At 61.2% G+C, this 23,667-nt stretch carries 17 protein-coding genes; all 17 read left to right on the forward strand.

What is annotated here, in order from left to right; translation table 11 throughout:
* Positions 1-62 precede the first annotated feature (62 nt).
* The 17 genes from B1722_RS23605 (at position 63) to B1722_RS23685 (ending at position 23,660) form a co-directional block, all read left to right on the forward strand.
* On the forward strand, positions 63-803 hold the full coding sequence (locus tag B1722_RS23605; protein WP_007965507.1) for a flagellar basal body rod protein FlgF: 741 nt from the start codon (positions 63-65) through the stop codon (positions 801-803).
* 45 nt (positions 804-848) lie between these two features.
* The gene (flgG, locus tag B1722_RS23610) at positions 849-1,634 is read left to right on the forward strand and encodes a flagellar basal-body rod protein FlgG (protein WP_003222804.1); all 786 of its coding nucleotides are present in this window, start codon (positions 849-851) and stop codon (positions 1,632-1,634) included.
* A gap of 51 nt (positions 1,635-1,685) precedes the next feature.
* Complete coding sequence (gene flgH / locus B1722_RS23615) at positions 1,686-2,381, forward strand: flagellar basal body L-ring protein FlgH (RefSeq protein WP_007965503.1); 696 nt, start codon at positions 1,686-1,688, stop codon at positions 2,379-2,381.
* Between the two features lie 27 nt (positions 2,382-2,408).
* A complete protein-coding gene (locus B1722_RS23620) occupies positions 2,409-3,497 on the forward strand; it encodes a flagellar basal body P-ring protein FlgI (protein ID WP_161794916.1) in 1,089 nt (362 codons plus the stop codon).
* Positions 3,498-3,508: 11 nt separating this feature from the next.
* Positions 3,509-4,795: a flagellar assembly peptidoglycan hydrolase FlgJ gene (flgJ, locus tag B1722_RS23625; RefSeq protein WP_041073047.1), complete on the forward strand. Its 1,287-nt coding sequence runs from the start codon at positions 3,509-3,511 to the stop codon at positions 4,793-4,795.
* A gap of 21 nt (positions 4,796-4,816) precedes the next feature.
* Entirely contained in the window at positions 4,817-6,862 is a 2,046-nt protein-coding gene (gene flgK, locus B1722_RS23630; RefSeq protein WP_041073045.1) for a flagellar hook-associated protein FlgK, read from the forward strand.
* Between the two features lie 13 nt (positions 6,863-6,875).
* Positions 6,876-8,447 (forward strand): flagellar hook-associated protein 3, encoded by a 1,572-nt coding sequence (locus B1722_RS23635; RefSeq protein ID WP_041073043.1) that lies wholly within the window; start codon positions 6,876-6,878, stop codon positions 8,445-8,447.
* A 109-nt stretch (positions 8,448-8,556) separates the two neighbouring features.
* Positions 8,557-12,150, forward strand: a complete 3,594-nt coding sequence (locus B1722_RS23640; RefSeq protein ID WP_041073041.1) for a glycosyltransferase — start codon at positions 8,557-8,559, stop codon at positions 12,148-12,150.
* 235 nt (positions 12,151-12,385) lie between these two features.
* Positions 12,386-14,146: a calcium-binding protein gene (locus B1722_RS23645; protein ID WP_041073039.1), complete on the forward strand. Its 1,761-nt coding sequence runs from the start codon at positions 12,386-12,388 to the stop codon at positions 14,144-14,146.
* Between the two features lie 255 nt (positions 14,147-14,401).
* Entirely contained in the window at positions 14,402-15,175 is a 774-nt protein-coding gene (gene rfbF, locus B1722_RS23650; RefSeq protein ID WP_041073037.1) for a glucose-1-phosphate cytidylyltransferase, read from the forward strand.
* On the forward strand, positions 15,157-16,239 hold the full coding sequence (gene rfbG, locus B1722_RS23655) for a CDP-glucose 4,6-dehydratase (protein WP_041073035.1): 1,083 nt from the start codon (positions 15,157-15,159) through the stop codon (positions 16,237-16,239). Before rfbF ends, rfbG begins: the two co-directional genes overlap by 19 nt.
* The gene (locus tag B1722_RS23660; protein ID WP_041073033.1) at positions 16,236-16,796 is read left to right on the forward strand and encodes a dTDP-4-dehydrorhamnose 3,5-epimerase family protein; all 561 of its coding nucleotides are present in this window, start codon (positions 16,236-16,238) and stop codon (positions 16,794-16,796) included. The genes rfbG and B1722_RS23660 overlap by 4 nt, the downstream gene beginning before the upstream one ends.
* A complete protein-coding gene (locus B1722_RS23665; protein WP_041073031.1) occupies positions 16,793-18,019 on the forward strand; it encodes a class I SAM-dependent methyltransferase in 1,227 nt (408 codons plus the stop codon). The genes B1722_RS23660 and B1722_RS23665 overlap by 4 nt, the downstream gene beginning before the upstream one ends.
* Positions 18,016-18,867, forward strand: a complete 852-nt coding sequence (locus tag B1722_RS23670; RefSeq protein WP_041073029.1) for an NAD(P)-dependent oxidoreductase — start codon at positions 18,016-18,018, stop codon at positions 18,865-18,867. The genes B1722_RS23665 and B1722_RS23670 overlap by 4 nt, the downstream gene beginning before the upstream one ends.
* Positions 18,864-19,934: a class I SAM-dependent methyltransferase gene (locus B1722_RS23675; RefSeq protein ID WP_086794547.1), complete on the forward strand. Its 1,071-nt coding sequence runs from the start codon at positions 18,864-18,866 to the stop codon at positions 19,932-19,934. Before B1722_RS23670 ends, B1722_RS23675 begins: the two co-directional genes overlap by 4 nt.
* 17 nt (positions 19,935-19,951) lie before the next feature.
* Positions 19,952-20,689 carry a cephalosporin hydroxylase family protein gene (locus B1722_RS23680; RefSeq protein ID WP_047292500.1) on the forward strand — a complete coding sequence of 246 codons (738 nt, stop codon included), beginning with the start codon at positions 19,952-19,954 and terminating at the stop codon, positions 20,687-20,689.
* Positions 20,690-20,744: 55 nt separating this feature from the next.
* The gene (locus B1722_RS23685; protein WP_086794549.1) at positions 20,745-23,660 is read left to right on the forward strand and encodes a TIGR00180 family glycosyltransferase; all 2,916 of its coding nucleotides are present in this window, start codon (positions 20,745-20,747) and stop codon (positions 23,658-23,660) included.
* The last annotated feature ends 7 nt before the right edge of the window (positions 23,661-23,667 follow it).

Genomic DNA, 23,667 nt, shown 5'->3' on the forward strand with positions numbered 1-23,667 from the left:
ATTGCTTATGGCTCAGCAGTACAGCGGTGGGCGGCAAACGTCCGGCATGCAGAGGAAAGAGTGTGGACAAGTACCTTTATGTGGCAATGACCGGCGCCAGTCAGAACGCACTGGCGCAAAAGGCCCATGCCAACAACCTGGCGAACATCTCCACCAACGGTTTTCAGCGCGACCTGGAGCAGGCGCGTTCGATGCCGGTGTTCGGTGACAGCTTTCCGGCGCGTGCGTTTGCCATGAGTGAGCGGCCCGCCACCGACTTCACCGCCGGTTCGCTGGTGCAGACCGGGCGTGATCTCGACGTCGCCGTGACCGGCAACGGTTTTATTGCCGTGCAGAACCCCAACGGCGGCGAAAGCTACGTGCGCACCGGCAGCCTCAACATCGACGCCCTCGGCGTACTGCGCGCCGGCAACGGCATGCCGGTATTGGGCAACGGCGGTCCGATCGCCGTGCCGCCGGAGCAGCAGGTCGAAGTCGGTGAAGACGGCACCATCAGTATTCGTGCGATGGGCGAAGGCCCGCGCGTCATGGCGGAAGTCGACCGGATCAAACTGGTCAACCCGGACATCAAGAACCTCAACAAAGGCCTCGATGGCTCGATCTACACCAAGGACGGCCAGCCGGCGCCGGCCGACGCCAACGTCAAACTGGTGTCGGGTTTCCTCGAGTCGAGCAACGTCAATGCCGTGGAAGAAATGACCTCGGTGCTGGCCCTGGCCAAGCAGTTCGAGTTGCACGTCAAGATGATGAACACCGCCAAAGACGACGACCAGGCCATGGCTCGGGTCTTGCAGATCAGCTAATTATCAGAACGTCGCGCCGTAAAACAGGCGCACGAGGAGAATCGAATGCTTCCGGCTCTATGGGTTGCCAAAACCGGTCTGTCCGCCCAGGACACCAACCTGACCACCATTTCCAACAACCTGGCGAACGTCTCGACCACGGGTTTCAAACGTGACCGTGCCGAGTTCCAGGACCTGCTGTATCAGATCAAGCGTCAGCCAGGCGCCCAGTCGACCCAGGACAGCGAACTGCCGTCGGGTCTGCAACTGGGTACCGGTGTGCGCATCGTCGGTACCCAGAAAAACTTCACCGCCGGCAGCCTGCAAACCACCGAGCAGCCGCTGGACATGGCCATCGACGGTCGCGGTTTCTTCCAGATCCTGCAGCCGGACGGCACCACGTCCTACACCCGTGACGGTACCTTCCACCTCGACTCCAACGGCCAGATCGTCAACGCCAGCGGTTTCGCCCTGGAACCGGCCATCGTCATCCCGAACAACGCCCAGAGCTTCACTGTCGGCACCGACGGCACCGTCTCGATCACCGTGCCAGGCAACCCGGCCGCTCAGGTGATCGGCAACCTGCAAACCGCCGACTTCATCAACCCGGCCGGTCTGCAGGCGGTGGGTAACAACCTGTTCCTGGAAACCGCTGCTTCTGGCGCGCCGCAAATCGGCACTCCGGGCCTGAACGGTTTCGGTACCACGCTGCAGAACACCCTGGAAGGTTCCAACGTCAGCACCGTTGAAGAGATGGTCAACATGATCACCACTCAGCGCGCCTACGAGATGAACTCCAAGGTGATCTCCACCGCCGACCAGATGCTCTCGTTCGTAACGCAGAATCTGTAATCAAGTCTATGGGGCGGCCTGAGGCCGCCAGCAACACCGTGAGGTAGGGTCATGAAACGCTTCGTATCTGTTCTGGCATTGGGTGGGGTCGTCTCGCTCGCGGGCTGCGTCGCACCGACGCCCAAGCCCAATGACCCTTACTACGCTCCGGTGTTGCCACGCACGCCATTGCCGGCGGCGGCCAACAACGGCTCGATCTATCAGGCCGGCTTCGAGCAGAACCTGTACAGCGACCGCAAGGCGTTCCGGGTCGGTGACATCATCACCATCACCCTGAACGAGAAGACTCAGGCGAGCAAGAACGCCAACTCCCAGGTGGCCAAGAACAGCAAGACCGGCATCGGCCTGACCTCGCTGTTTGGCGGCAGTGGCACCACCAACAACCCGTTGGGTGGCAATGACCTGAGCCTCGACGTCGGTTACAGCGGCGACCGTGCAACCAAGGGCGACAGCAAGGCCGCGCAGGGCAATACCCTGACCGGCTCGATCACCGTGACCGTGGCCGACGTACTGCCCAACGGCATCATCGCCGTGCGCGGCGAGAAGTGGATGACCCTCAACACCGGCGACGAGCTGGTGCGGATCGCCGGTCTGGTGCGTGCCGATGACATCGCCACCGACAACACCGTGTCGTCGACCCGTGTCGCCGATGCGCGCATCACCTACTCGGGCACCGGTTCGTTTGCCGATGCGAGTCAGCCAGGCTGGTTCGACCGTTTCTTCCTCAGCCCGCTGTTCCCTTTCTAGGTGGCGACTTTGAATTTCAAGAGCCTCATGCTGGCGGCGGCCCTGTTGTCCGCTGCCTTTGGTGCCCACGCCGAGCGGCTGAAAGATATCGCCAGCATTTCCGGCGTGCGTTCCAACCAGTTGATCGGTTACGGCCTGGTGGTCGGGCTTAACGGCACCGGCGACCAGACGACGCAAACCCCGTTCACCCTGCAGACCTTCAACAACATGCTCTCGCAGTTCGGCATCAAGGTGCCGCCGGGATCGGGCAACGTGCAGTTGAAAAACGTTGCGGCGGTGTCGGTGAGTGCCGATCTGCCGGCGTTCGCCAAACCGGGTCAGCAGGTCGACATCACCGTGTCTTCGATCGGTAACTCCAAGAGCCTGCGCGGCGGCACCCTGTTGCTGACCCCGCTCAAAGGTATCGACGGCAACGTCTACGCCATCGCTCAGGGCAACCTGGTGGTCGGCGGTTTCGATGCCGAAGGGCGTGACGGTTCGAAGATCACCGTCAACGTTCCGTCGGCCGGTCGTATTCCGGGCGGTGCGTCGGTGGAGCGTTCGGTACCGAGCGGTTTCAACCAGGGCAACAGCCTGACGCTGAACCTCAACCGCTCCGACTTCACCACCGCCAAGCGCATCGTCGACAAGATCAACGACATGCTCGGCCCTGGCGTGGCGCAAGCCATCGACGGCGGTTCGATCCGTGTGACGGCGCCGCTCGATCCGAGCCAGCGCGTCGACTATCTGTCGATTCTGGAAAACCTTGAAGTGGACCCGGGTCAGGCGGTGGCGAAAGTCATCATCAACTCGCGCACCGGCACCATCGTCATCGGCCAGAACGTGAAAGTCTCGCCGGCCGCCGTGACCCACGGCAGCTTGACCGTGACCATCACCGAAGACCCGATCGTCAGCCAGCCGGGCCCGTTGTCCAATGGGCAGACGGCCGTGGTGCCACGCTCGCGGGTCAATGCCCAGCAGGAAGCCAAGCCGATGTTCAAGTTCGGCCCGGGCACCACCCTCGACGAGATCGTGCGGGCGGTGAACCAGGTGGGCGCGGCACCGGGTGACCTGATGGCCATTCTCGAAGCACTCAAGCAGGCCGGCGCGTTACAAGCCGACCTGATCGTGATCTGAGGACGGCGACCATGGATATGCGCAAAGGCAGTCTGGTGGGCACGGGCGATTCGGGTTCGTACTCCGATCTCAATCGTCTGAACCAGCTCAAGGTCGGCGACAAGAACAGTGATGCGAACATGCGCAAGGTGGCGCAGGAATTCGAATCGCTGTTCCTTGGCGAAATGCTCAAGTCGATGCGTTCGGCCACCGAGGCGTTGGGTAAGGACAACCCGATGAACACCCCGGCGGCCAAGCAATATCAGGAAATGTACGACCAGCAACTGGCGGTCTCGCTGTCCCGCGAGGGCGGGGGTATCGGTCTGGCCGACGTGCTGATGAAGCAGATGTCGAGGAACAAACCGCTGGCGCCAGGCGAGGCGGCGGCCGCGTCCGCCGCCAAGCAAGAGGCGGCGAAAGCGGCTGCGGTGCAGACGCCGATTGCCGCCGGCACGACCGCCACCAATGGGCCGTTATCGCGGCTCAATGGCGAGCGTCCGTTGTGGGCGTCGCGTTCCGGGCGTGTCGCCACGACCGAAGCCTCGCACAGCAATGACATGGCCATGATCAACAAGCGTCGTCTGGCCTTGCCGCCGAAACTGGCCGATCGTTTGCTCGCCGGTCTGGTGCCTTCCGCCACGCCGACCACCGCCAATGCCTTGCCGCAACGTGCCGCAACGACGGCCACCACCGGCGCCGGTCCTCTGTACAACGGCGACTGGTTGACCCGTGCAGAAGACGCCAAGGCGTCCGGCGGGCAGATGCAGATTTACGGTCGGGCAATGGCGCAGATTCCGCTGGCGCCGGCCAAGCGCGCGTTCAGCTCCGCCGATGAATTCGTCAACACCATGCTGCCGATGGCCAAAGAAGCCGCCGCGCGTATTGGCGTCGATCCGCGTTATCTGGTGGCGCAGGCCGCACTGGAAACCGGCTGGGGCAAATCGGTCATGCGTGCCCAGGATGGCAGCAGCAGCCACAACCTGTTCGGCATCAAGGCCAGCAGCAACTGGACCGGCGATTCGGCCCGGGCAATCACCAGCGAGTTCCGCAACGGGCAGATGGTCAAGGAGACGGCGCAGTTCCGTTCCTATGCCTCGTACAAGGACAGTTTCCACGATCTGGTGACTTTGCTGCAGACCAACAATCGCTATCAAGATGTCGTGAAGTCGGCCGATAACCCAGAACAGTTTGTACGCGAGTTGCAAAAGGCCGGTTACGCGACCGACCCGAACTACGCGACGAAGATTTCGCAGATTGCCAAGCAGATGAACAGTTTCGAAAACTACGCTGCGGCCGGCGTTTCAACGACGCCTCTATAAACACACGGTAAGGTTTGAATCATGAGTTTGCTCAATATCGGGATGTCGGGGTTGTCCGCGAGTTCTTCCTCTCTCGCGACCACAGGTAACAACATTGCCAACGTCGACACCGCCGGTTATTCACGCCAGCAAACCGTGCAGAGCACCAAGTCCTCGCAGCAGTTCGGCAACGTCTTCATCGGGACGGGGACGACCCTGGCCGACGTGCGCCGGGTCTACAACTCTTACCTCGAAAACCAGCTGCATACCGCCACCTCGCTCAATAGCGAAGCGGCTGCGTACGGTGCCCAGGCCACTGCACTGGATGCCTCGATGTCCGACACCAACACCGGCCTGACCGGTGTGCTGCAGAAATTCTTCACCTCGATGCAGGGCGTGGCGACCTCTGCCACGGACGACACTTCCCGTCAGTCGGTGCTGACCGGTGCGCAGGCGCTGACCAGCCGTTTCAATGCCCTGGCCAAACAGCTGAACGATCAGAACACCACGATCAACGGCAACCTTGCGGACATGACGTCGCAAGTGAACAAACTGGCCACCTCGATTGCCAATCTCAACCAGAAGATCGGCGAGATTTCCACCAGCGGCGGTCAGCCGAACGATCTGCTCGACAGCCGTAACGAAGCGGTGCGCCAGCTCTCCGAGCTGACCGGTGCGCAGGTCGTCGAGCGTGGCACCAGTTTTGATGTGTACATCGGCACCGGCCAGCCGCTGGTGATCGGCAATACCACCAACACCCTGAGCACCGTGCCGAGCAAGGATGATCCGACGCGCATGGCCATTCAGATGGACCGTGGCTCAAGCGTCATCGACATCACGTCGGCCATGAGCGGTGGCGAAATCGGTGGTCTGCTGACCTACCGCAAAGAAGTGCTCGATCCGTCGCTCAACGAGTTGGGCCGTGTCGCGCTGGTGGTGGCCGATCAGGTCAACAGCCAGCAAGCCCAGGGCATCGACAAGAACGGTGACTTCGGTGCAGCGATTTTCAACAACATCAACAGTGCCGCGCTGATCAGCCAGCGCAGCATCGCGCAGGCGGGCAACAGCGCCGGCTCGGGCAACCTCGATGTCACCATCAAGGACACCGGCAAGCTGACCACCAGCGATTACCAGGTGACCTTCACCAGCGCCACCAATTATTCGGTCAAGCGCTCCGATGGCACTGACATGGGCTCGTTCAGCACCACGACCACGCCGCCACCTGTGATTGACGGTTTCACTCTGGCCCTCAACGGCGGCGCCCTGAGCGCGGGCGACACCTTCAAGGTGACCCCGACCCGTAACGCGGCGAGCTCGATTCAGACCGTATTGACCGATCCGAAGAAAGTCGCGGCGGCAGCGCCGTTGACCGGCGTGGCCAGTGCCAACAATTCCGGTACCTACACCCAGCCGACGCTGACCGATTCGATTGACATCTACAACCCGGCGTCGCAGACCGAGTTGCAAAATGCGCTCAAATATTCGACGCCGGTCAAGCTGGTGTTCGGGGCGGTCGCCAGTGGTAGCCAGTCGTACAACATGGTCGACGCCAAGGGCAACACCATCGGTTCGGGCACCATCGTGCCGGGGCAGGCCAACACCTTGAACCTCAAGGTCGGCATGGTCGACTCCACCGGCGCGCCGGTGATGGACACCACGGTCACGCCGAACGTGCAGAAGACCTTCACCGTACAGACCACCGTGGGCGCGACGCCGAAGTCCGGCGAAACCTTCACCATCAACCTGACCGGCGCGGCCTCTTCGGACAACCGCAACGCCCAGGCACTGGTTGGCCTGCAGACCAAACAGACCGTGGACACCGGCAGCGGCAGCAAAGGCATCAGCCTGACCGACGCCTACAACAAACTGGTGACCAACGTCGGTACTAAGGCTGCGCAGAGCAAGTCCGACAACGACGCCACCTCGGTGATCCTCGATCAGGCCAAGGGCGCGCGTGATTCGCTGTCCCAGGTCAACCTCGATGAAGAGACCGGCAACCTGGTCAAGTATCAGCAGTACTACACAGCGTCTTCGCAGATCATCAAAGCTGCGCAGGAAACTTTCGCCACGCTGATCAACAGTCTTTAAGGAGTCGTAATTCATGCGCATTTCCACCGCCCAGTATTACGCGACGCAAGCTGCTCAATATCAGCGCAACTACAGTAAGACGGTCGCGACCGCCAACGAAGCGAGCAGCCTGCAGCGCATCAACACCGCTGCCGACGATCCGATCGGCGCCGGTCGTCTGCTCAAGCTGGGTCAGCAAAGTGCGATGCTCGACCAGTATCAGGGCAACATCGACACCACCAAGAGTGCGCTGACCGTGCAGGAGTCCACTCTGAATTCCATTACCACGGCTTTGCAGCGCGCCAAGGAAATCGGCCTGGCGGCCAACAACGGCATCGCCACCGACGACAACCGCAAGGCCTATGCGGCAGAACTGAGCCAGATCCAGCAACAAGTGCTGGGCCTGATGAACTCCAAGGATGCCAACGGCAACTATCTGTTCTCCGGTTCCAAGACCGATACCGCGCCGTACTCGCAAAACGTCGACGGCACCTACACCTACAACGGTGACCAGACCCAGATCAACCTGGGCATTGGCGACGGCATGTCGGTCGCGACCAACACCACCGGTTGGGATGCGTTCCAGCAGACCATCAACACCAGCCGTACGCAGACCAACATGACCGCTCCGGCGGTGGATGACGGTCGTGTGGTGCTGTCCAACGGTACGGTTGGCACCGCAGCGACCTACAACGCCAAGTTCACGGCGGGCCAGCCATACACCGTGGATTTCATTAGCAGCACGCAGTTGAAAATCACCGATGCCCTGGGCAACGACGTGACGTCCGAGGCCAGTCAGAACGGTCTGATCAGCAACAGCAATGGTGCCAACCAGACGGTCAGCTTCCGTGGCGTCGACATGAAGTTGAACATCAACCTCAAGGCTGGTGACACCAACCCGGACGCGGTCATCGCCGGTCACAGCTTCCAGCTGTCGGCCACGCCTGACTCGTTTACCACCGCGCGCAGCCCGGGCAACCCGTCGACGGCGGTCATCACCGGCTCCAGCGTGACCAACCAGGCGGCGTACAGCGCGGCCTTCCCGTCGGGCGGCGGCGCGGTGCTGAAGTTCACCAGCGCCACCGATTTCGACCTGTACGCGGCCCCTGTGACCGCCGACAGCAAGCCGGTGTCGTCGGGCACCATGGTCGGCGGCAACGCCACGGCCGCCGGTGTGACCTTCGCCATTGGCGGTACGCCGGGCGCGGGCGATCAGTTCTCGATCCAGTCCAACAACCACCAGACCCAGAACGTGCTCGACACCCTGGGCCAGATGGTCACGGCGCTGAACCTGCCGGTCGACGGTGATCCGGTGGTCAAGCAGCAGTTCCAGGGGGCCATGGAATCGGCGCTGGGTAACCTCGACAGCGCCTCCAACCAAATCGGCGCAGCGGTGACCTCGATCGGTGCTCGCGGCCAGTCGCTGGAGGATCAGAACACGACCAACCAGAGCCTGATCCAGGCCAACACCACGACTCAGGGTTCGATCCGTGATTCGGATCCGGCCGAGGTGATGACCCGCCTGACGTTGCAGCAGACCATGCTGCAAGCCTCGCAACTGGCGTTCAGCAAGATCAGTCAGTTGGGTCTGTTCAACAAGATCTGACGTCGGACGGGCGCCTCGGCGCCCGTTTGTCTCGTCCCTCAGTTAATGTTTTTTTGCGGTTTCATGGGCTCGCTTTACCGAGCGGGCTCGTACCGCCTGTGAGCCCGCCGTGAATCCACTTCCTCTCGTCAGTCTGGTCATTCCCGCCTTCAATCCGCGCTTCTTCGAGCGGACCTTGAACAGTGCGGTGAGCCAGACTTATGGCCAACTCGAAATCATTGTGTGCGACGACAGTCGCGGCGACGAGATCGAAGCCATCACCGCGTCTGTGACCGAACAGACAGGTGTGGCCGTACGCTACGTGCGCAATCCGCGGACGCTGGGGCTGGTCGATAACCTCAAGGCTTGTCTCGAGCAGGCGCAGGGCGAGTACATCAAGTTTCTGTGCGATGACGATCTGCTCTATTCCGCGTGCATCGAGCAGCAGGCCCATGAAATGCAGCGTGAAGAAGTCAGCCTGGTGGTGGCGCAACGGCTGCTCTGGGACGCAAACGACATCATTCTGCCGGCGCGCATCGAAAACACGCCGTTGTCGCCAGTCAGTGGCTTGCTCAAGGGCGACGACGTACTGGGCATCTTTGAAAAATTCCCGGTCAACGTGCTCGGTGGATTCAGCAATGCGCTGATGCGTCGTGCCGACGTCGTCGAGCTGTTGCCGGCATTGACCGAGGACGGCGCCTGCTTCGTCGCGACGCTGGATTTTGCCCTGTATGTCTGCCTGCTGCGGCGCGGCAATCTGGCGGTGTCCAACAGCGTACTCAGTGCCGAACGCCTCTACCCGGAGCGTCTGAGTGCACAGCAACCGATGAAGGATGCTGCGCAAGTCGAGCGCGAGTGGATTTCGCAAATGCTCAAGGCGCGCAGCGGTGAATCGGCGCCTGCTCCGGGATGGGTGCGTTATGTTCCGCTGTCCCGGGCCGATGAGTTGCCCCGGGTCTGGCAAGAGTTGCCCCTGAGTCGAACGCTCGGTTCCAAGCAGAGCCGTCAGGAGTGGGGAGTCGGCGTCAACAGCTTCAGCTTCGGCGAACTGTACGCGCAGTGGCTGGCATGTCGGGTGCTCACCGAGCAGCAACGTCACTGGTTGCCGGAAACGCTCGCCAGTTGGCCCTGCCAGCCGCGCATCGTACCGATCATCATTGACGGGCAGGGCAGTCGCGATGGTCTGGAGCGCACGTTGGAGGCGCTCGCTGCGCAGGATTATCCGCCAGAGCTGATCCTGGTCCTGTCCGCTTCGTGTACCGAGGCGCGGCTTGACGGGCGAGTGTTCCACATGCCGTTGCAGGATGATGGGCTGGAGCAGATCAACACACTGCTGCCGCAGCTCGAAGGGGCTGACTGGTTCTATCTGTTGCAGCCAGGCGATCGCCTGGTGGCGCCGGCGTTGCTGGTCATGGCCGACCGAATCGCGCACACCCCAACCCTGACATGTCTGTACGGCGACGAAGGTAGCCTGCGCAACGGCGAGTCGGCAGAACCTGCGTTCAAACCGGATTTCAACCTCGACCTGATGCGCAGTTATCCCTACGTCGGGCGCGCCCTGGCGTTCAAGCGTGAGCGATTTCTGGCGCTCGGCGGCTTTACGCCGACGTTTGCCGAACTGGCGCCGCATGATGCGCTGTGGCGGATGGTCGAGAACGACGGCTTGCACGTCGTGGGACACATCGCCGAAGTGTTGCTGGAGTCCAAATTCGACCTCTCCCAGTGGCTGACCGAGCCCGGTGTCGTGGCGCAAAGCCCGCGGATTCTCGAAGCGCATCTGCAACGCCTGGGGATTGCCCATGACATCCGCCGTGGCGGCAGCGAACTGCTCAACCGCGTGGATTATCTTCATGCGCGACGCCCGCTGGTGTCGGTGGTGATTGTCACTCAAGACCAGACGGCTGCATTGCAGCGCTGTGTTGAAACGCTGCTGGAAAAGACCGCTTACACCGAGTACGAATTACTGTTGGTCGACAACGGCAGCGAAAGCGCCGAGGCGCGGGTGTGGCTGGACGGTATGGCGCAACTGGGCAGTGAGCGGATTCGTGTGCTGAGCTATCCGCAAAAGGGCAATGCGGCGGCCGCGCACAACTTTGCGGTCAGCCATGCGCGTGGCGAGTATGTGTTGCTGCTCAATGCTTTTGCGGTGATCACGCAGGCCGACTGGCTCGACGAACTGCTCAATCATGCACAGCGCCCGGAAGTCGGCGTGGTCGGTGCAAAGCTGTTCAATCCGGACGGTGGTGTGTTGCACGCCGGGCTGATTCTCGGGTTGAACGGACCGGTCGGGCTGCCGTTCTATGGCCAGCCCGTGCAGTCGGACGGGTACATGTTCCGCCTGCAAGCGGTGCATGACCTGAGCGCAGTTGGCGGCGATTGCCTGATGATTCGCAAGTCGGTCTTCGAGGTTGCCGGTGGGCTCGACGAACAGGATCTGAAGCAGACGTTGAACGTCGTGGATCTGTGTTTGCGGGTCGGCCGCGAAGGCTACCTGGTGGTATTGAATCCCCACGCCATGCTCGCAGTGGGCGCACGCCCGAGCGCCGCGGCGACGACTGAAGACGAAGCGCTGTTCGCCGAGGAAAGGGAAACCTTCTACCAGCGCTGGTTGCCAACCATCGCCCGCGATCCGGCCTACAACATTAACCTGACTCTGCAGGGGGTCGGTGCCACCAACTTCAGTCTTGAGCCTGGCCTGCGAACCGGTTGGAGTGCCTTTTCCAAAGCGCAGTTGCCGAACGTGCTGGTGGTGCCGATCAATGCCTCGGCCATCGGCCATTACCGCATGAGTCAGCCGATGATCGAGTTGCAGGCGGCTAACAGAGTCGAGGGGCGCATTTGCTACGGTTTGCCGTCGATCATTGATATCGAGCGCCAGTCGCCTGATGTGATCGTGCTGCAAGGGCGCTATTCGGAACACGCCATCGATGAAATCCCGCCTCTGAAAAAATACTTCAATGCGCGGCGCATCTTCGAGCTCGATGATTACGTCATCGACGTTCCCCATCGCAATGCGCACATCCGCAACATGCCGAGCAAGCAGGACATGGAGCGTATGGTGCGACGTGCCATCGGTCTGTGTGATCGTGTGGTCGTATCGACCCAGCCCCTGGCTAACGTGCTGTCCGACATGCACCACGACATTCGTGTCGTACCGAACATGCTGTCCAAGGACTTGTGGAGCCACTTGCGCAGTCAACGCCGCACCTCGAAGAAACCACGGGTCGGTTGGGGCGGCGGGACCAGTCACCACGGTGATCTGGCGGTGATCGCCGATGTGGTGCGCGAACTGGCCAACGAAGTCGACTGGGTTTTCTTCGGCATGTGCCCGGACGATCTGCTGCCGTACATGCATGAGTTCCACGGCGTGATCGATCTGGAGGTCTACCCGGCGAAGTTGGCCAGCCTGAACCTGGACCTGGCCCTCGCGCCGCTGGAATTCCACGTCTTCAATGACTGCAAAAGCAACTTGCGGCTGCTGGAGTACGGTGCCTGCGGCTATCCGGTGATCTGCACCGACACCGAGGCCTATCGTGGTTATCTGCCGTGTACCCGGATCAAGACCAACAGCACGGACGAGTGGCTGCAAGCGATCCGCATGCACCTGGCCGATCCGGATGCCAGTTACCGCATGGGTGATGAGTTGCGTGAGGTAGTGCTGCGTGACTACGTGTTGCGTGGCGATAACCTGCGGTATTGGGAGTATGGCTGGTTGGCGGATTGATCAATTCACGCACGGCCCACTGAAAAACAGGCGACTTTCGAGTCGCCTGTTTTTTTTGCATGGCAAAAAGTTTTTGTATCAAGCCGGATACTTTTTTTGGCGGCGGGCTCAAGCATCGGGATTTTTCTGTCGATACCTTTCCATGCGCTCAATTGGCACGGTCAGCGAAGACCTGTCCGGCCAGCGTCTGAGGTGACCGATTTCCGGATTCGACAACAACGCAAGGAAGAAGCAAATGGCAGTAGTAAATGGAACGAGTGAAGCGGATGTCCTGTCGGGCACCGATGGCAATGACGAACTCCATGGACTGGAGTCCGACGATCAACTGCTGGCCAGTGCGGGATCCGACCTGCTCGACGGTGGTGAAGGTTTTGACACGGCGAACTATTACGCAATGGGGTCGGGAGTCAACGTCGAGTTTGGCATCGGTGCGGCAACGGTCGCAGGGCCTGACGGCAAGGTCGATACGCTGGTGTCGGTGGAGAAGGTGGCCGGCAGTTACCACAACGACACGTTCACCGTTTCCGTGGGCGGGGTGACGCTGGAGGGCAGCGGCGGTGATGATCTGTACATCGTCGACGCCGAAGGCGTGACCCTCGTTGAAGAAAACTACGGTGGCTACGACGAACTGCGCACCAGCCTCAACACGATCAAGATGGATCCGTTCATCGAGAAGCTGACCTTTACCGGTACCGGCGATTTCAAGGGTTACGGCAACGCCAGTGACAACGAAATCATCGGCGGTGCGGGCAATGACTGGCTGTGGGGCGGTGCCGGTGCCGACCACTTTGTCGGTGGCGATGGTTACGATACTGTCAGCTACACCGACAGCCTTGAAGGTGTTCGGGTTCTGGACTTTGCCAACTACGATGGCTTGACCATTGCCTACGGCGATACGTTCACCGGCATCGAGGCAATTCAGGGATCGAATTTCGATGACGAGGTGTACCTGCTCGATAACGCCATGACCGTGGATGGCGCCGATGGCTACGACACCGTGAGCTATCGCCAATCCTGGGATGGCGTCAGCGTCGACATCGGCCAGCGCGCCGGTGCCGCGGGTGTCACGTTGCTGAACGTGGAGAAGGTCATCGGCACATCGTCCGCTGACCAATTCACGGCCAACATCGCGGGCGTGACGCTGGAAGGTGGAATGGGCGACGATGCGTACACCATCAACAGCACCGGTGTCAGCATCGTCGAGACAGACCTCTTTGGTGGCATCGACCATGTGTACACCAGCCTGTCGTCGCTGCACATGGACCCCTTCATTGAAAAAATGACGTATACCGGCACCGCAGACTTCACGGGCTACGGCAATGACGGGGACAACGTCATCGTTTCGGGCGCCGGCAACGACGTCCTGTTCGGCGGCGCGGGTGGCGATCGCTTCGAAGGCGGAGCCGGTGTCGATACCGTCAGCTATGAAGACAGCACTGAGGGTTTGAGCGTTTCTCTCGGCTGGGGCCCGCAGAGCGGGATCGCTCTCTACGACACGTACATCGACATCGAAAACCTGCGTGGCAGCCATTTCAATGATGTGCTGCAAGGTGATTGGGGCGACAACATTCTGGAAGGCGGTGCGGGCGACGATTTCATTCAGGGTGGCGCAGGTGCGGACATTCTTTATGGAGGCCTGGCATCCGGTCTGGATGGCGAGGCGCCGCAGAACGATACGCTGATAGGTGGCGATGGCGATGACACCTATGTGGTGAATGCCCCAGGCCTGGTATCCATTCAGGATATGGCGAGCAGCTACAACGACACCCTGATCATGAACACCATTGCCAACCTCAGTCAGTTGAGCGTCACGCGCGTCGGCGACGATGCCTACCTGCACGGCGCCAATGACGGCAGCAGCGGTGTGCCGGCCAATGGCGTGAAACTGGTGGACTGGTATGTGGGTGGGTACAACAACATCGAACATCTGCAGACCGCTGACGGCCAGTCCTACGACCTGCCGGCCACGATCGATGGATTCGCGATGTTTGGCTGATCCGTCCGATTCATTGAAGTCGCTTGATGAAGGGGATGATTCCGGCAACGGACTCATCCCTTTTTCATGCCTTGAACTCCCGCCGACGCAGCGCTCGCGGAGCTGGCGCGTTTCCTGCAAGTCCCCCTCAAATCGCCATAAAACGAGCGCTCGCGGTCATCGCAGCGGCGCCGCAGGCGGCAAAAGGGTTAGCCAGACGGCCCGCATCGCTCAACCAAGCCATGCGCAGCCCGGTGACGAACGAGAGGGGAGACGATGAAGGCAGTTATTTTGGCGGGTGGCCTCGGCACGCGCATCAGTGAAGAGTCGCACCTCAAGCCCAAGCCGATGATCGAGATCGGCGGCAAGCCAATTCTCTGGCACATCATGAAGCAGTATTCCGCTCACGGAATTCACGACTTCGTGATCTGCCTGGGCTACAAGGGCTATGCGATCAAGGACTTCTTCGCCAATTACTTCCTGCACACCTCCGACGTCACGTTCGACATGCGCAATAACCGCATGGACGTGCACCAGAACTACAGCGAGCCGTGGAGCGTCACCCTGATCGACACCGGCGAGGAAACCATGACCGGTGGCCGTCTGCTGCGTGCCGGGCGTTACCTCAAGGATGAAGAGGCGTTCTGCTTCACCTACGGCGACGGTGTTTCCGACATCAACATTGCTCAACTCGTCGAATACCACAAAGCCCACGGTCGCCTGGCCACCGTCACCGCGGTGCAGCCGCCGGGACGTTACGGCGCCCTCGAGCGGCAAGGCGATCAGGTTCTGGGTTTCACCGAGAAACCGCGCGGCGACGGTGGCTGGATCAACGGCGGCTTCTTCGTGCTGTCACCCAAAGTCCTGTCCTATATCGCTGGCGATGAAACCACCTGGGAAGCCGAGCCGCTGGCGCGTCTGGCTCAGGACGAACAGCTCAACGCCTTCGAACACGAAGGCTTCTGGCATCCGATGGACACCCTGCGCGACAAGAACCACCTCGAAGCGCTGTGGCAGAGCGGGGAGGCCCCATGGAAGCAATGGGCCTGAGTGCGGATTTCTGGCGCGGCAAACGCGTACTGGTCACCGGTCACACCGGTTTCAAAGGCAGCTGGCTGAGCCTGTGGCTGCAAAGCCTCGGCGCGCAAGTCAGCGGTTTTTCGCTGGATCCGTCGACCGAACCGAGCCTGTATGAACTGGCGCGGGTTCACGAAGGGATCAACGATCAACGTGGCGATCTGCGTGATCTCGGCGCGTTGCTGGAGATCATCGCCGACACCGAGCCGGAGATCGTCCTGCACCTGGCCGCGCAGCCGCTGGTGCGTGAAGGTTATCGCGACCCGCTGGGCACTTACTCCAGCAATGTCATGGGCACGCTGAACCTGCTCGAAGCGATTCGTCAGGTTGGTTGCGTGCGCGCCTGCGTGCTGGTGACCACCGACAAGGTCTACGCCAACAAGGAATGGCTGTGGCCGTACCGCGAAGACGAAGCCCTCGGCGGCCACGATCCCTACAGCAGCAGCAAGGCTTGCTGCGAACTGTTGGCGCAGTCTTACGCCGCGTCGTTTTTCCCGGCTGACAAGTACGCTGAACACGGTCTGGCCCTGGCCACCGCGCGCGCCGGCAACGTCTTGGGTGGCGGTGACTTCGCCCCTGAGCGGCTGATTCCCGATGTGCTCAAGGCCTGGACTGCAGACGAGCCGGTCACCCTGCGTTACCCGCAAGCCGTGCGCCCATGGCAGCACGCGCTGGAACCGCTGGCCGGTTACCTGCAACTGGCCGCCGGCCTCTACGAGCAAGGCCCGGAATACGCCGGGGCGTGGAATTTCGGCCCGGGCGAGGCGGACATGTGCAGCGTCGGCGAAGTGGTCGAACTGCTTGCCAACCGCTGGCCTCAGGCACGTGGTTTGCGCATCGAGAAAAGCGAACTGCACGAGGCCGGTCTGTTGCGTCTGGACAGCAGCCGTGCCCGTCAGGTGCTGGGCTGGCAGCCACGCTGGACCTTGCAGCAATGCCTGACCCAGACCCTCGACTGGCATCTGGCGTGGCAGAACGGCGATGACATGCGTGCCGTGACCCTCGGCCAATTGAACCTGTACCGAGGCGCGCTGTGAGCGAATTCTCCCTGAAGGCGTTGCCGCTGGCCGGGCTGTTCAGCGTCCAGCACAAACGCTTCGAAGATCAGCGCGGGCATTTCGCCCGGCTGTTCTGCGAAGGCAGCCTGAGTGCGTTCGGCCGCGAATTTCACATCCGCCAGATCAACCATTCCTGCACCCGTGAAAAGGGCAGCGTGCGCGGTCTGCATTACCAGAATGCCAATGCGCCGGAAGCCAAGCTGATCACCTGCCTGCGCGGTGAAGTGTGGGACGTGGCGGTGGATCTGCGTCCGGATTCCGAGACCTTTCTGCACTGGCACGCCGAGCACCTCAAGGCTGGCGATGGTCGCAGCCTGTTGATCCCGGCCGGCTTCGCCCACGGTTTCCAGACCCTGACCGACGACGCCGAACTGCTTTACCTGCACAGCGCCGATTACGCGCCGGAGCACGAAGGCGGCTTGTCGGTGAACGATCCACGGCTGGCGATTGCCTGGCCGTTGCCTGTCAATAATTTGTCAGCGCGTGATGCCAGCCATCCCGCGCTCGATCAACACTTTGCCGGAGTGCGTCTATGAACTGCCGTGGGTGCGCCGCACCGCTGAGCCTGCCGCTGATCGACCTCGGCACCTCGCCACCGTCCAACGCCTACGTGCACGCCGAGCGCCTGGAACAGGCCGAGCAATGGGTGCCGCTCAAGGTCGCCGTGTGCCAGCAGTGCTGGCTGGTGCAGACCGAGGATTACACCCGCGCCGACAGCCTGTTCGATGCCGAGTACGCCTACTTCAGCTCGTTCTCCAGCACCTGGCTGGCCCATGCCGAGCGCTATGTCGCCGAGATGGTCGAGCGCTTTGCTCTGAACGCTGACAGCCGTGTGGTCGAAATCGCCGCCAATGACGGCTATCTGCTGCAATACGTCGCTGCTCGCGGCATTCCGTGTCTGGGTGTCGAGCCGACCCGCAGCACCGCGCAAGCGGCGCGGGAAAAGGGTCTGCAGATTCGTGAAGTGTTCTTCGGTCGCGACAGCGCTGCGCAGCTGCACAGCGAAGGCTGGGGCGCCGACCTGATGGCCGCCAACAACGTGCTCGCGCATGTGCCGGACATCAATGATTTCCTTGGTGGTTTCGCCACGCTGCTCAAGCCGACCGGCGTCGCTACCTTCGAATTTCCGCAACTGCTGACGCTGATGGCTGGCGCGCAGTTCGACACGCTGTACCACGAGCACTATTCGTATCTGTCGCTGACCGCCGTGCAGACTCTGTGCGAGCGCAATGGTCTGGAAGTGTTCGACGTCAGTCAGTTGAGCACTCACGGCGGCTCGCTGCGGGTGTTCGTGCAACGCCAGGACGGTGAGCGTCGTGCGGTGCAGTCGGCGGTGCAGCAACAGTTGCAGGCCGAGCTCGCTGCCGGGGTGAAAACCCCTGAGTACTACGCGACCCTCGCGCCGGCTGCCGAACGCATCAAGCATGAACTGCTGCGCTTCCTGTTGCAGGCCAAGGCCGAGGGCAAGCGTGTGGTCGGTTACGGCGCGGCGGCCAAGGGCAACACCTTGCTCAACTACGCCGGGGTCAAACCGGATCTGTTGGCGTGGGTGGCCGATGCCAACCCGCACAAGCAGGGCAAGTTTTTGCCGGGCAGTCGTATTCCAATTGTCGCGCCGACGCAGATCGACATCGAAAAACCGGACTACGTGCTGGTGTTGCCGTGGAACCTGCTGCACGAAGTCAGTCAGCAACTGGCGCAAGTGCGTCAGTGGGACGGGCGCTTCGTGATCGCCGTGCCTGAGATGAAAGTCCTGTGAAAGTCCTGGTCAGCGGGGCCACGGGCTTCGTCGGTCGGCATCTGGTCGCGGCGTTGCTGGCGCGTGGCTGCGCCGTGCGCGCGGTGGCGCGCAATACAGATACGGCTGCGAGCATGCCATGGATCAATGACGTCGAATTCGTCGCGGCGGATATTCACGCGTCGGATCTCGACATTGCGGCGCTCACCGACGGTATCGACGTGCTGGCGCACCTGGCTTGGCCGGGGTTGCCGAACTATCGGGCGCTGTTCCATTTCGAGCACAACCTGATGGCCGACTACCGCTTTATCAAAGGCGCGGTCGAGGCGGGCGTACCGCAAGTCCTGGTAACCGGCACCTGCTTCGAGTACGGCATGCAAAGCGGCCCGCTCAGCGAAAGCGTCGAGCCGCAGCCGAGCAATCCTTACGGTCTGGCCAAACACACGCTGCAGCTGTTTTTGCACAATCTGCAGCAGGAAAAACCGTTCACTTTGCAGTGGGCGCGTCTGTTCTACCTGCATGGCGAAGGGCAGAACCCCAACAGTCTGCTGGCGGCGCTGGACCGGGCGATCGATGCCGGGGAGGCGTCGTTCAACATGTCCGGCGGCGAGCAACTGCGCGACTTTTTGCCGATCGCCAGCGCTGCTGATTACCTCGCCGCGATCGTCCATCAGCGCGATTTCAACGGCGTGATCAATTGCGCCAGCGGCCAGCCGGTATCGGTGCGCACACTGGTTGAACAACGGCTGCGCGAGCGCGGTGCGGCACTGAATCTGAACCTCGGCCATTACCCTTATCCGACCCATGAACCGATGGCGTTCTGGGCCGTGACCGAGCGTTTGCAACAGCTACTGGGAGAGCCGCAATGAGGCACGAGTTGTATCGGGTCACCGACCTGCCGGTGTTGCAGAACCGCACCTTTGCCGACCCTGAATCGGCAAAGGCGTCGGCCAGCGCCGACATGCTGCTGGTGCAGGATGAGCGCAGCGGCCTGATCTTCAACGCCGCGTTCGATGCCGACAAGCTCAGCTATGACGCCGACTATCAGAACGAGCAGGCCCATTCGGGCCAGTTCCAGAAGCACCTGAGCGACGTCGAAGGCATCATCGCCAAACACTTCAAGGGCCAGGAGCTGATCGAAGTCGGCTGCGGCAAGGGCTACTTTCTCGAGCTGCTCAAGGGCCTTGGTTATTCGATCACCGGGATCGACCCGGCCTATGAAGGCGAAAGCGCCGACGTGATCAAGGCGCCGTTCACCCGAGGTCTCGGCCTGGCGGCGGACGCCATCGTGCTGCGTCATGTGCTGGAGCACATCGAAGACCCGGTCAGCTTCCTGTCGGTGATCGCCGAAGCCAACCAGGGCGGGCAGATCTACATCGAAGTGCCGTGCTTCGACTGGATCCTCGAGCACAAAGCATGGTTCGACCTGTTCTACGAGCACGTCAATTATTTCCGCCTCGATGACCTGCGCCGGATGTTCGGCACCGTGCACGAGGCCGGCCACCTGTTTGGCGGCCAGTACCTGTACATCGTCGCCGACCTGTCGACGTTGCGCCTGACCCCGGAACAACCGGTGCCACGCCTGACGCTGCCGGACGGTTTCACGGCGAGCCTTGAGCGTGCAGTGCAGATCATCCAGTGCGCACCTGAACAGGGTTCGGCGATCTGGGGCGCGTCGTCCAAAGGCGTGATCTATTCACTGTTCCTGCAGCGCGCGGGTGTCGCGGTGGATCGCGTGGTGGATATCAACCCCGCCAAGCAGGGACGTTATCTGCCACTGAGCGGCGCGCGGGTGTCCTCGCCGCAAGAGGCCATGGACGCCTTGCCCGAAGGCGCCAACCTGTTTGTGATGAACTCCAATTACCTCGAAGAAATCAAGCGGATGACCGGTGGACGTTACGTCTATCACGCCGTTGACAGCGCTTCGTTCCAGTGACCCTTGAGATTTTGAAAATGACCGACAACAGCATCAACAAAGCCTTCGAAGCCGAGTGCCGGGAACAGATCGCCCAGCAGGGTGACGACCAGAAACTCACTGGCCTGGCCCGTGATTTCTTCAACGAATCGGCCAAACACAAGTACAGCTATCACTTCTCGTGGATGGGCCGCCCGATCATCCAGCTGCCGCAGGACATGATGGCAATGCAGGAGATCATCTGGCAGGTCAAGCCGGATCTGGTCATCGAGTGCGGCATCGCCCACGGCGGTTCGATCATCTACTACGCCTCCCTGCTGGAACTGCAAGGTCACGGCGAAGTGCTGGGCATCGACCTCGACATCCGCCCGCACAACCGTGAAGCGATCGAAAGCCACCCGATGGCCAAGCGCATCAAGATGATCGAAGGTTCGAGCATCGACCCGGCCATCGCCGCTCAGGTGCAGGCTGCGGCCAAGGGCAAGAAGGTCATTCTGGTCCTCGACTCCAACCACACCCACGACCACGTGCTCGAAGAGCTGCGCCTGTATGCGCCGCTGGTGTCGGTCGACAGCTACTGCGTGGTGATGGACACCGTGGTTGAAGACATGCCGGCCGATTTCTTCCCGGATCGCCCATGGGGCCCGGGCGACAATCCGAAAACCGCGGTGTGGAAGTACCTGGAAGAGAACCAGGACTTCGAGATCGACCAGCAGTTGCAGAACAAGCTGCTGATCACCGTGGCGCCGGACGGCTATCTGCGTCGCGTTCGTTAATTCGCACCATCACCAAAGCGTTATCTCGGCGAGTCGCCGGTTGTGGAGAGAAGTTATGCAAGGCAAGTACAGTTCTGAACTGGCGCTACCGCTCAACGAGCTGTTGACCGTGGTGCTGATTACTCACAATCGGCCGGCGTTCCTGCGCCGGGCGGTGAAGTATTACAGCAGCTTGCCCTGCCGGATCATGGTGCTCGACTCAACGGTCGAGCGGCCTGAAGGGGATTTTTCCGCCGTCGATTATCACCATGTGCCGCAGTTCGCCTACTGGGGCATGCAGGCCAAACTGGCTTATGGTGTGGAGCAGCTGACCACGCCGTATATGGTGCTGGCGGCCGACGATGACTTCATCCTGCACGATTCGCTGGCCGAGTCCGTGAACTTCCTGCAGGCGAATCAGGACTACGGCATGTGCCACGGCTATTGCCTGATGTACCTGTCTCTGGCCCATGGCGTGAACTACTACCGGCGTGACAAGAAAGTCCAGGAAGATTATTCGTCCGAGCGGGCGCAGGATCGGGTCATCGATTACATGAGTCAGTACATTCCGCCGTTCTATGCGGTGACCCGTACTGACCTGATGAAAAACTGGCATTCGGCGTTGCCAGCGGGTACCAATTTCCAGTGGCAGGAAATCGGTCACGTCTACTACCTGCTGGCCAGTGCCAAGGCACGCATCCTGCCGATGCCTTATGTGGTGCGCGAGATCAACTACGGTGTCTCCGAGCACAATACCGATGTGTATCACTCGCTGACCTACGCCGACGGCAAATCGGTCGCCGAGCGAGAGGCCTTTGCCGAGTTTCTCTCCTCTCTGCCAACCGCCATTCAAGGGCTCGACGCCGGACAGCTCAAGGCGTTTGCCCTGCAGAGTTTCGAGGCCATGGCTGACAGCTTGAAGACTGGGCGCGCGCTGACTGCAGAACTGATTTTCGAATCCACCTGGAACCAGAACCTCAGGCATCCGGATCGTCGTTTTGGTCCGTTGCAGTACGTCGAAATGCCGTTTTACAACCAGCCGTTCTTCGATCGTCTGGAACAGTTCGAATTCATGCTGCACGCCATGCCCGCCGGCCGTATGCAACTGGAAGGGCTTGAGGGGATATGGACGCGTCAGGCGCACCTGCTGCAGGCACGCAACAACGATACGCCGGAAAGTGTGGTCGACCGTTTGTGGCAGGCGCACGACCTCAATGCTTTCAACCAGACAGTCGTCAAACGCCTTGCCGCGCATCTGAATGACATGGGTGAAGACGAAGCCGCCGGGTCGGTGAACGAGTGGATCGCTCGGCTTGAAACCCTGGTGATTGAAGACCATCAGGCAGTCTTCGACAACATGAAATCCGGTCGCCTGCTGCAGTGGCTGGCCGCGCGGGAGCCGTCGGCGCAACAGGTCGAGTCGATCACTCGACAGCTGTCGGCCCATGACGGTGGCCCGCAGTTCGGCATTTTCCTGCTGGATCTGGATGACCAGATCGACAAGGTGCAGGTCTCGCTCGACAGTCTGCTCGAGGGGCACTGCAAAGCGTTCAGGATTGTGGTGTTCACCACGGGCGAGCCGCCGGTGGCGACCACCGCGCAAAATACCCTGCACTTCGTGCGCGTTACCCAGAGCAACTACGTCGACAAGTTGAATCAGAGTGCTCAGCAGTCAGCGTGCGACTGGCTGCTGCTGGCGCAAGCGGGCGACGAGTTCACCGCTGGCGGCTTGTTGCGGGCCAGTCTGGAACTGATGTCCGCCACAGGCGTGCGCGCCGTCGCCACCGATGAAATCCAGCGCAAGGAAAACGGTGCGCTGGTCGACGTCTTCCGCCCGGGCTTCAATCTGGACCTGCTGCAAAGCGTTCCAGCGCTGATGGCGCGTCATTGGTTGATTCGCCGCGAAGTGTTGCTCGAAGCCGGTGGTTATCAGGCCGACTTCAGCAAGGCCCTGGAACTGGATCTGCTGCTGCGCATCATCGAACAGGGCGGCATTGGCGGCCTGGCGCACCTCGACGAGCCACTGCTGATCACCCAGGCCTCGGTGCTGGAAGAGAATGCCCACGAGCGTCAGGCGCTGCTGCGTCACTTGACCAATCGCGGTTACAAGGCCAGGGTCACCTCGGCGACGCCCGGTACCTATCAGATTGATTACCGTCATGCCGAACAGCCGCTGGTGTCGATCATCGTCCCAGCCATCGACGACCTGCCGGCACTGCGTCGCTGCCTGGAAGGCGTGTTGCTCAGAACCCGTTACAGCCGCTATGAAGTGCTGATTGCAGCGAATCCGAATCAGTCGGCCGAGGTCAATGACTGGCTGGGCACGCTGCGCAACCCCAAAGTCAATGTGCTGCGTGCCGATCAGCCGCTCGGCGAGACGGCGTTGTACAACGCCGCCAGCGAGCAGGCGCAGGGTGAATATCTGGTGCTGTTGGCGGCTGACAGCGAGGTCGTCAATCCGAACTGGATCGACTCGTTGCTCAATCACGCGCAGCGTCCGGAAGTGGCTATCGTCGGTGCCAAACTCGTCGATCGTGACGGCAAGATCGCTCATGCCGGTTTGATTGTTGGTCTGAACGATGGCGTGGGTTCGCCTTTTATCGGTGAAAAACACGCCGCTGAAGGTTACATGCAGCGCCTGGCGGTCGAGCAAAACTATTCGGCGGTGTCGAAGGTGTGCCTGATGATCCGCAAAGAACTGTTCAACGCACTGGGCGGTCTGGACGAAGTGACGTTCGCCGACGGCTTGAGCGATGTCGATCTGTGCCTCAAGGCCGGTGATGCGGGTTACCTCATTGTGTGGACGCCGCTGGTGCAGGTTGTGCATCCGGGCCTCTTGCCGCAAGCGCCATCAGCCCTGGCTGCTTTGCGTGAGAAGTGGGGCGGCGCCTTTGCGCAGGACAGTGCCTATAACGCCAATCTATCCCTCATCGGCAAAGGTTTTACCTTGGGTGAAAGCACGCCGGTCAACTGGGCACAGTTACTCGCTTGAGTCCGTC

The organism is Pseudomonas sp. SCPG-7, from assembly GCF_002156405.1.
In the GTDB taxonomy this organism is placed as follows: domain Bacteria; phylum Pseudomonadota; class Gammaproteobacteria; order Pseudomonadales; family Pseudomonadaceae; genus Aquipseudomonas; species Aquipseudomonas parakoreensis.

Bases quoted from the DNA above. Each gene is read 5' to 3' on its own strand.
- flgJ (WP_041073047.1), top strand. From the start codon at position 3,509: ATGGATATGCGCAAAGGCAGTCTGGTGGGCACGGGCGATTCGGGTTCG.
- flgH (WP_007965503.1), top strand. From the start codon at position 1,686: ATGAAACGCTTCGTATCTGTTCTGGCATTGGGTGGGGTCGTCTCGCTC.
- B1722_RS23685 (WP_086794549.1), top strand. From the start codon at position 20,745: ATGCAAGGCAAGTACAGTTCTGAACTGGCGCTACCGCTCAACGAGCTG.
- flgG (WP_003222804.1), top strand. From the start codon at position 849: ATGCTTCCGGCTCTATGGGTTGCCAAAACCGGTCTGTCCGCCCAGGAC.
- flgK (WP_041073045.1), top strand. From the start codon at position 4,817: ATGAGTTTGCTCAATATCGGGATGTCGGGGTTGTCCGCGAGTTCTTCC.
- B1722_RS23680 (WP_047292500.1), top strand. From the start codon at position 19,952: ATGACCGACAACAGCATCAACAAAGCCTTCGAAGCCGAGTGCCGGGAA.
- B1722_RS23620 (WP_161794916.1), top strand. From the start codon at position 2,409: ATGCTGGCGGCGGCCCTGTTGTCCGCTGCCTTTGGTGCCCACGCCGAG.
- B1722_RS23645 (WP_041073039.1), top strand. From the start codon at position 12,386: ATGGCAGTAGTAAATGGAACGAGTGAAGCGGATGTCCTGTCGGGCACC.
- rfbG (WP_041073035.1), top strand. From the start codon at position 15,157: ATGGAAGCAATGGGCCTGAGTGCGGATTTCTGGCGCGGCAAACGCGTA.
- B1722_RS23635 (WP_041073043.1), top strand. From the start codon at position 6,876: ATGCGCATTTCCACCGCCCAGTATTACGCGACGCAAGCTGCTCAATAT.
- B1722_RS23665 (WP_041073031.1), top strand. From the start codon at position 16,793: ATGAACTGCCGTGGGTGCGCCGCACCGCTGAGCCTGCCGCTGATCGAC.
- rfbF (WP_041073037.1), top strand. From the start codon at position 14,402: ATGAAGGCAGTTATTTTGGCGGGTGGCCTCGGCACGCGCATCAGTGAA.
- B1722_RS23675 (WP_086794547.1), top strand. From the start codon at position 18,864: ATGAGGCACGAGTTGTATCGGGTCACCGACCTGCCGGTGTTGCAGAAC.